The sequence below is a fragment of the Microvirga sp. 2MCAF35 genome (genome assembly GCF_052115545.1).
Taxonomy (GTDB): Bacteria; Pseudomonadota; Alphaproteobacteria; order Rhizobiales; family Beijerinckiaceae; genus Microvirga.
Genome location: NZ_JBFRGW010000008.1, coordinates 127,265 through 135,950 on the forward strand (window position 1 = coordinate 127,265; position 8,686 = coordinate 135,950).

Annotated in this window: 7 protein-coding genes and 1 pseudogene; 3 read left to right on the top strand and 5 right to left on the bottom strand. The window is 65.6% G+C overall.

The features are described 5' to 3' along the window. Positions 1-254: 254 nt before the first annotated feature. The gene (locus AB4097_RS06630) at positions 255-1,769 is read left to right on the top strand and encodes an ABC-F family ATP-binding cassette domain-containing protein (RefSeq protein ID WP_442037819.1); all 1,515 of its coding nucleotides are present in this window, start codon (positions 255-257) and stop codon (positions 1,767-1,769) included. 122 nt (positions 1,770-1,891) lie between these two features. Here AB4097_RS06630 and AB4097_RS06635 read toward each other — a convergent pair whose 3' ends face one another. Further along, positions 1,892-2,425: a L,D-transpeptidase family protein gene (locus AB4097_RS06635; protein ID WP_442037820.1), complete on the bottom strand. Its 534-nt coding sequence runs from the start codon at positions 2,423-2,425 to the stop codon at positions 1,892-1,894. A gap of 236 nt (positions 2,426-2,661) precedes the next feature. Here AB4097_RS06635 and AB4097_RS06640 point away from each other — a divergent pair, with 236 nt between their 5' ends. Further along, positions 2,662-3,348 carry a response regulator transcription factor gene (locus AB4097_RS06640; RefSeq protein WP_442037821.1) on the top strand — a complete coding sequence of 229 codons (687 nt, stop codon included), beginning with the start codon at positions 2,662-2,664 and terminating at the stop codon, positions 3,346-3,348. A gap of 6 nt (positions 3,349-3,354) precedes the next feature. After that, complete coding sequence (locus tag AB4097_RS06645; protein ID WP_442037822.1) at positions 3,355-3,849, top strand: cyclic nucleotide-binding domain-containing protein; 495 nt, start codon at positions 3,355-3,357, stop codon at positions 3,847-3,849. 172 nt (positions 3,850-4,021) lie between these two features. Here the strand turns inward: AB4097_RS06645 and AB4097_RS06650 are convergent, their stop codons facing one another. From AB4097_RS06650 to AB4097_RS06665, 4 genes and pseudogenes are all read right to left on the bottom strand, one after another. Next, positions 4,022-5,731, bottom strand: a complete 1,710-nt coding sequence (locus AB4097_RS06650) for a methyl-accepting chemotaxis protein (protein ID WP_442037823.1) — start codon at positions 5,729-5,731, stop codon at positions 4,022-4,024. A gap of 87 nt (positions 5,732-5,818) precedes the next feature. Further along, positions 5,819-6,634: an exodeoxyribonuclease III gene (xth, locus tag AB4097_RS06655; protein ID WP_442037824.1), complete on the bottom strand. Its 816-nt coding sequence runs from the start codon at positions 6,632-6,634 to the stop codon at positions 5,819-5,821. Between the two features lie 148 nt (positions 6,635-6,782). Beyond that, a complete protein-coding gene (locus AB4097_RS06660) occupies positions 6,783-7,706 on the bottom strand; it encodes an outer-membrane lipoprotein carrier protein LolA (protein WP_442037825.1) in 924 nt (307 codons plus the stop codon). A 99-nt stretch (positions 7,707-7,805) separates the two neighbouring features. Next, positions 7,806-8,686: pseudogene (locus tag AB4097_RS06665) on the bottom strand (FtsK/SpoIIIE domain-containing protein); the annotation flags it as partial.

The window sequence follows — 8,686 nt, forward strand, 5'->3', positions numbered from 1 at the left end:
CAGGGAGGGCTGCATGTTTGAAGCGATGCATCAACGCAAGTTCGGCCCCTGGCACGCCCTGCAGCAGCTTGTTGCAGGGCCGGCCATCGAACGGATCTGACAGCCTTCTCTCTGTCTCCATCTCATTCTGGTCAGCTCTGAACGGCTCATCGCGCCCGCGGCTCCGCAAGGACCCAGGCGCGTCTGACACGTTCCGGACTTTTCGCGCTTCCGATGGGCTTTGCCCGAAAGCGCTGCACCAGTGAGATTTCCCCATGGCCGCTTTGAGCCTTCGCAATGTCACCGTCATTGCCCACACGCCCCTGTTCCAGAACCTGAACCTCGTCATCGGCGAGGGCGACCGCATTGGACTCGTCGCCGCCAACGGCGCCGGCAAGTCCACACTTCTGAAATGCATCGCCGGACTGATCGAACCGACACATGGCGATATCATCTGCTCGCGAGGATTGCGCATCGCACTCGTGGAGCAGGACGTTCCCGCGAACCTGCTCGACCTGTCTCTCCATGACATGCTGCTGCGGGCATTGCCGGCGGACGAGCGCGCGGGTCTGGAATGGCGCGTCGACATGGTGCTCGACGAGTTCGGGACGCCAGGCGATCTACGGACCATGCCGATGCGCGCGCTCAGCGGCGGCTGGCAGCGTCTTGCGCTCATCGCACGGGCGTGGATCACGCAACCGGATCTGCTGCTCCTCGACGAGCCGACGAACCATCTCGATCTTGAGAAACTCTTCAAGTTGGAAGCCTGGATCAACGCAGCCGGTTACACCGCACCCATCGTGGTGGCGAGCCACGACCGCGACTTCCTCGATGCCTGCACGACGAAAACCCTTTTCCTGCGGCCGGAGGAATCCGTCGCCTTCGCGCATCCCTATCGGCATGCGCGAGAACTGCTCGACGCGCATGATGCGGCGGCGCATACGCAACGCGACAAGACCCTGCGCGAGGTGAAGCGTCTGCGCCAGAGTGCCCAGGAGCTGCGCAATGTCGGCATCAACAGCGGCAGCGACGCGGCGCAGATCAAATCCGCGCAGATCAAGCGCCGTGCCGACGCGTTGGAGCAGACGGCGCGTTCCGTGCACAGGGAGCGGCCGGGTGAGATCAGGCTTGCCAATCGCGGCACCCACGCGCGGGTTCTCGTGGCGCTGGAGAACATCACCGTGCAGGCGCCGGACGGGCGAAAGCTCTTCACGGTTCCGAAACTCGACGTGGCGCAGGGCGAGCGCATCGTCGTGCTCGGCCGCAACGGCGCAGGCAAGTCGCAATTCGTGCGCCTTTTGCACGGAGCCATGAGTCGACCGGATGCGGTGCCCGGCATCCGCGTCACCCCGAGTCTCGCTCTCGGCTATGTGGACCAGGACATGGCGCAATTGCCGCAAGGGGCGACCGCGAACGATGTCATCCTGTCGCGCTTCCGCCTCGGCGATCAGCGCAGCCGCGCGGTGCTGGCGGAAGCGGGCTTTTCCATCGAGCGGCAAGGCTTGCCCATCGCGAAACTGTCGCCGGGCCAGAAGGCGCGGCTCGGCCTGTTGGCGCTGCGCCTGTCGGAGCCGAACTTCTATCTCATGGACGAGCCCACCAACCACGTGGACATCCCGGGCCGCGAGCAGCTGGAATCGGAAATCCTCGACGCACAGGCCACCTGCATCGTCGTGTCCCACGACCGCAGCTTCGTGAACACCATCGGCACCCGATTCCTGCTCATCGACAAGGGCCGGCTACGGGAGATCGACGGGCCGGAGACGTTTTACGAAAGTGTAGTCGGGTGAGCCATGTGGGTGCCGACACCCGCCACGTCATCACCGGCCTCGTGCCGGTGATCTCGATCCGAAGAGCGATGCGTCTTTCCAATCGAGATGGCCGGGACAAGCCCGGCCACGACAGCAGAGCGCTACCCCACGATCTCGATCCGCGTCCTCGGCCCGATCCGCTCCAGCAGGCGGCGGATCATGCGCCGGTCGACGGCGACGCAGCCCTCCGTGGGTAGGAAGCCCGGGCGGGCGAGATGGAGGAAGATCGCGCTGCCGCGGCCCTTGACGATCGGACCGCGGTTCCAGGCGATGTCGAGCACCACGTCGTAGAGATGGTCGTCCCGCCACATCTTTTCGTGGCTCGTCGGGCAGGGCAGGGGGACAAGGCGGTTGTAGCGGCGGTCCCTCACGTCGTCCGACCAGCCGTCTGAGGGCCGGATCGGCTTCAACCTCAGGCCGGTCCGGGGCCTGGGGCCATGGTCGGGTCGGTAGAAGGCCTGCACGATCCCAAAGCGCCCGACCGGCGAGGCACCGTCGCCCTCGCGCTTGGCATGGCGCGTGCTGGAGCGCCCCAGGGCGCACGGGATGACAAGGTTTCCGGCCTCGATCCGCCCGCGCCGGTGGTCGAGGGGGGAGCGAAAGACGCGGATGACATTGACGCGAGAACGTTTCATCGGCAGTGGAAGGGACGGGAGGTCCCTCTTGTTGTCAAGCTGGGAATGACTACTCTTATGCGTCGAGCGTGATCCGAAGCTCAAGGCTCGCGCCGGCGAAATCCGGGCGGCGATGGTCGAACCGGATCGTGCGCGGCGACAAGAGAGCGAACGAACCGGCTTGAGGCCTGTGGGTTTCTCGCTATCGGAAAGCCGCTTCTGCCATTGTCGCGGTTCCTCGTGTTGAAGGGTTTGAGATGTCGAATGCCAGCCGCCTCCTCGTCGTCGATGACGATCAGGACCTGCGCGACACCCTAGCCGAGCAGCTCGGATTCTATGACGAGTTTCAGGTTGCGATCGCCGAGACCGCCACGGGCGCCATCGACGCGGTGAAAGGGGACCGGATCGACCTCGCCATCATGGATGTTGGCCTGCCCGACATGGACGGGCGCGAGGCGGTCAAGGTCATGCGCCAGAACGGCTTCCGCAGCCCGATCATCATGCTCACCGCTCAAGGCTCGGACACCGATACGGTGATGGGCCTGGAGGCCGGGGCGAACGACTATGTGGTCAAGCCGTTCAAGTTCGCGGTGCTGCTCGCCCGCATCCGGGCGCAGCTGCGCCAATACGAGGCGAGCGAGGACGCGGTGTTCCAGATCGGCCCTTATATCTTCCGCCCGGGCTCGAAGCTGCTCACCACCGACAAGGGCTCCAAGCTCAAGCTGACAGAGAAGGAAACGGCGATCCTGCGCTATCTCTACCGCGCCGGTCAGGCGGTGGTCGGGCGCGACACCCTGCTCACCGAGGTCTGGGGCTACAATTCCAACGTGACCACCCACACCCTCGAGACGCATATCTATCGCCTGCGCCAGAAGATCGAGGCCGATCCGTCCAATGCAAGCATCCTGGTCACCGAGCCCGGCGGCTACAAGCTGATTCCCTGACATCCCATGGCGCTCGACGACGACATCGCGATCTTGAGCCAGGCCCCGCTGTTCAACCTGCTGGGGCGGGATGCCCTGCGCCTCGTCGCCTTCGCGTCCGAAAGCCGGACCTATCGCGAGGGCGACGTGCTGTTCCGCAAGGGCGACCGCTCGGACGGGGGCTATGTGGTGAGCCGTGGTGCCATCGCGCTCGACGCCAGCGAGAACGGTGCGCCCGAGGCCTTCATGGCCGGTCCGGGCGCCCTCATCGGGCAGGCTGCCCTGTTCGCCCGTATCGAGCGCCGCGCCACCGCCACCGCCCGCGAGCCCTCGGCCATCATCCGCGTGACACCGAGCCTCATGCGCCGGGTGCTGGAGGAGTTCCCCGACGCCGCCGCGGCGATCCAGGACGCCATGGCGGACGAGCTGGTGCGCCTCACGGAGGGCCTGGAGCGGGTCCGCCAGCAGCTCATCGCCATCGACGGCGAGGAAATCCCGGCGAAAGCGCCGGATGAGGCTTGAGGGTCAACCCTCTCCCTCGCGGGTTGGGGTGGCCGGACTGGGTGACCCCTTGCCGTCATGGCCGGCCTCGTGCCGGCCATCCCGATTGGAAGAGCGCCGCGCTTTAAGGAAGCGAGATCACCGGCACAAGGCCGGTGATGACGTGGGAGGTGGTTGCTGAGACCTTCGTCTCTCACGCCGCCTTCACGTCCGACAGGAAGACATCGACCTCGCGGCTGAGGTTCTCCGCATAGCGGGCGAGTTCCTGGGCCGCGCCGAGGACCTGCGTGGCCGCGGCACCGGTTTCGCCCGCGCCGTGCTTCACGCTGTCGATGCTCTCGGTCACCTGGCCCGTGCCGCGGGCGGCTTCCTGGACGCTGCGGGAGATCTCGCCCGTCGTGGCGCCCTGCTCCTCCATGGCGGCCGCGATCCCGGTCGAGATGGCCGAAATCTGGTCGATGATGCTCTGGATGCCGTGAATCGCGCCCACGGCCTCCTGGGTGGCGCCCTGGATCTGGGCGATCTGCGAGCCGATCTCGTCGGTCGCCTTGGCGGTCTGGGTCGCGAGGTTCTTCACCTCTGAGGCCACCACGGCGAAGCCCTTGCCGGCTTCTCCCGCGCGGGCCGCCTCGATGGTGGCGTTGAGCGCGAGCAGGTTGGTCTGGGCGGCGAGGTTGTTGATCAGGGTGATCACGTCACCAATGCGCTCCGCACTGCTCGAGAGGGCTTGCACGATGCCGTTCGTCCGCTTGGCGTTTTCGACCGCCTCGAACGAAATCTGGGACGACTGATTGACCTGCCGGGCGATCTCCCGGATCGAGATCGACATCTCCTCGGTCGCGGCCGCGACGGTCTGCACGCTGCTCGAGGTCTGCTCGGCGGCCGCCGCTACGCTGACGGATTGCCGGTTGGTCCGGTCGGCCGTGACCGTCATGGTCTGGGCGGTGGCCTCCATTTCCGAGGCCGCGGCGGCGAGCCCCTGCGTCAGGGCCGAGACATTGGCCTCGAAATGACGGGTCAGCTCGTCGAGCTTCAGGGCGCGCAGCATCTTCGCATCGCTCTCGGTGGCCTGCTCGGCGGCCAGCCGCTGGCGCTCCACCGTGTTCTCGCGGAAGATCTCCACGGCCCGGGCCATCTCGCCGATCTCGTTCTTCCAGGCCACATAGGGAACCGTCAGGGCGGTTTCGCCATGGGCCAGGCTCTTCATGGTCTGCGCCAGCTTCGGAATGGGCCGGAACAGCATCCGGGCCGACAGGATCGCCGCGAGCGTCAGCACGAGGACAGCCACGAGAGACACCATCCCCATGTGCCACATGAGGCGGTCCGCCGAAGCCTTGAGCGCGGTGACCTGATACCCGCTGCCGAGGACGCCCAGAACCTGGCCGGACTGGCCGAAGACGGGCAAGTTCACCACGAGATAGTCGTTCCCGAGGATCGTGGCCTGGCCCACATAGGTGCCGCCCGCCGACACGACGGGGAAGATCCCGCCGTTGCGGTCCATGGCCGTTCCCACCGCGCGGGAGCCGTCGGGATTGCGCATGTTCGTGGCGCGGCGAATGAAGTTTCCGGTGGAATCCTTCGCAAACAGAGTGGCGGGAGCCTGCGTGGCCTCGGCGATCCGGTCGGCGAGTTCGTCGCTGTAGAACACAGCGTCGTCGTTGACCGTGATCCCGGTGACGGCGCCCGTGGCGTCCTTCTTCACGTTAAGGCTGTCGATGGAACCGCGCAGGATGCCCACGAAGGTCCGCACGTTGGATTGCAGCTGAGCCAGCGCCTTGGTCTGGACGTCGGCGCGCGTCTGAAGGGAAACGACTGCGAAGAAAGCGGCGGCGGTGAGCACGACGAACGCCACCATGGCGGCGGTCGTGAGATGGGAAAGCTTCCGATTGGCGAAGAACTGCACGGCTAGTTACCTTAGGGAAAGTTGTGCAGAACCTTTCGCAAAAAGCGGTTAACAAGATCTCAAAGACACAAGGACGGAACTATCCTTTTAAAGCTCCAGCACCGCCGTCACCGGGGCGTGGTCGGACGGGCGCTCCCAGCCGCGGGTGTCGCGGGTGACGTCGATGGACCGCAGCGTGTCCTTCATGCCTTTCGACAGCCAGATATGATCGAGCCGGCGGCCCTTGTCGGCGGCGGCCCAGTCGGGCGAACGGTAGCTCCACCAGGAAAAGATCTTTTCGGGCTCGGGGCGCAGGACGCGCATGGCGTCGATCCACTCCGCCTCCTGGCGCAGCTCCTCCAGGGCCTCGGTCTCGACCGGGGTGTGGCTCACCACGTCGAGAAGCTGCTTGTGGCTCCAGACATCGTGTTCGAGCGGCGCCACGTTGAGGTCGCCGACCAGGATCGCGGGACCTTCGGTGGGCTTCGCGCGGCTGCCCCAGGAGCGCATCTCCGCCATGAAGTCGAGCTTGTGTCTGAATTTCTCGTTGAGGTCCGGGTCGGGAATGTCGCCGCCGGCCGGGACATAGAAGTTATGGATCGTCAGCCCCGCCGCCCCCTTGGCCTCGCGGCTCAGGGTCACGGTGATGTGGCGCGCGTCCTGGCGGCCGCACATCTCCATCACGCTCGTCTCGGAGAACGGATAGCGCGACAGGATGGCAACGCCGTTGTAGCCCTTCTGGCCCATATGGACCACGAAGGGATAGCCGAAGGCCTGGAGATCCTTGAGTGGCAGTTTGTCGTTCGGGCACTTGGTCTCCTGCAGGCACAGGATGTCCGGGCGGCGTTCCTTCAGGAAGCGGCCCACCTGATCGATGCGCAGGCGAACGGAATTGATGTTCCAGGTCGAGACGGTCAGTTGCACGGAGGAAGCCCTTCGGAAGATCCTTTCGGGCTACGACAGATTTTGGTCGGAGGGAAGGGCGACATTGTCGTCTCTGCGGAGAAGACAGAGATGAAACTCCCGTCGTCATCACCGGTACAAGGCCGGCCGTGACGTCCGCCGGAGAGACTTACTTATTCCCGCCCACGAGGATGTCGTACTGGATCTTGAACAGGTCCTGGTCGATTCCGCGGCCGCGCTCGGACTTGCCCAGCACCACCACCGTCTGGAAGCCCTGCGCGTCGACGATGCGCCACTGGTTCAAGTTTTCCACCTGGGAGTCGAAATAGAGGGTGATGCGCGAGGTGCCGCCCAGGGTCGAGGAATCCTCCAGGCCGATGCGCACCGAATCGCCGTCATTGGCGATGCCGGTGATCCGGATGTCCCGGCCGAGATTGACCTGCTCGCGCAGGAGGAATTTCAGCGGAGTCTGGGAAATGGAATAGAGGTCCTGGGTGGCGAGCTTGCGGTCGCGCACGGCCACCGAGCGTCCGTCGGCGATCACCTCGAGGTTAGCGGGCGGGTCGTATTCGAACCGCACCTTGCCGGGACGTTGGAGATAGAGGGTGCCGCCCTGGCGCCGTCCATCACCGCCGACCTGGGTGAAATCCGCCACCAATGTGGTCAGGTTCGTGAAATAGGCGTTCGCCCGTTCCACCACCGCATCGTTCGAAAGCGGCTGGCGCAGGGCCACCGGCTCCACGGCCGCGGTCACGATGGGCCTGGGCGCGATCACGACGGGCTCGGCCTCGGGCGCCCGCTGCGCCTCCGCGACAGCCGGGCGGCTCGGCGGCAAGGGAGCCGTCACGGCCAGGACCTGCTCCGCATTGGCCGGTCTGGGGATGACGGGACGCGACGGCGGGATCTCGGCGACCGCAGGGCGCGATGGGTGGAACGAGGCCGTCGGCAAGTGAGGCGGGGAGGGAGCGAAGGCCTGAGCCGCAGCCGGACGGGTCGGAGCCAGAATCATGTCGATTGGAAGCATCTGCGCCACGGCCGGCAGGGTGCCCGCGAAGAGGGCCGTTACCAAGCCGGCAAGAGGGATGGCACGCATCCGATTCGGTCTCCTTCGGAACATTATCGTGAAAGCTGCTCGGCCATTGAGAATAGCTCAACAATGACGCAGGGCAGCCGCCAAGGTTCCGACAATGTCTTAATCGTCTCCCATTCCCGGCGTTTCAAGCAGAATCTCGCGTTTTCCGGCGTGGTTGGCGGGCCCGACGATGCCCTCCTGTTCCATGCGTTCCATCAGCGAGGCGGCGCGGTTGTAGCCGATCTGCAGCCGACGCTGGATGTAGCTCGTCGAGGCCTTCTTGTCGCGCAAGACCACCGCCACCGCCTGGTCGTACAGGTCGCCGCCCGGCGCAGCATGTCGCCTTGGCCTAAGAGCTGCTCGGCGCCCATCTCGCCGAGGATCGTGCGGCTGTCGATCTTCGAGGTCACCTGGAACGAGATCCGGGTCGGGAAGTTCGCCTTGATCGTGCCGGTGATCACGTCGACGCTCGGCCGCTGCGTCGCCAGGATCACGTGAATGCCGGCCGCTCTGGCCATCTGGGCCAGGCGCTGGATCGCGCCCTCGATCTCCTTGCCGGCCACCATCATCAGGTCGGCCATCTCGTCGACGATCACCACGATGTAGGGCAAGGCGTCGAGATCCATCACCTCGTCCTCGTACACCGCCTCGCCGGTCTCGCGGTCGAAGCCGGTCTGCACCGTGCGGGTGATGGTCTCGCCGCGCGCTTTCGCCTCGACCACGCGGGCGTTGAAGCCGTCGATGTTGCGCACGCCGAGCTTCGACATCTTGCGGTAGCGGTCCTCCATCTCGCGCACCGCCCATTTGAGCGCCACCACGGCCTTCTTCGGGTCGGTGACCACCGGGGTGAGCAGGTGCGGGATGCCGTCATAGACCGAGAGCTCGAGCATCTTCGGGTCGACCATGATCAGGCGGCACTCGGCCGGCGAGAGCCGGTAGACGAGGGAGAGGATCATGGTGTTGATCGCCACCGACTTGCCCGAGCCGGTGGTGCCGGCGAC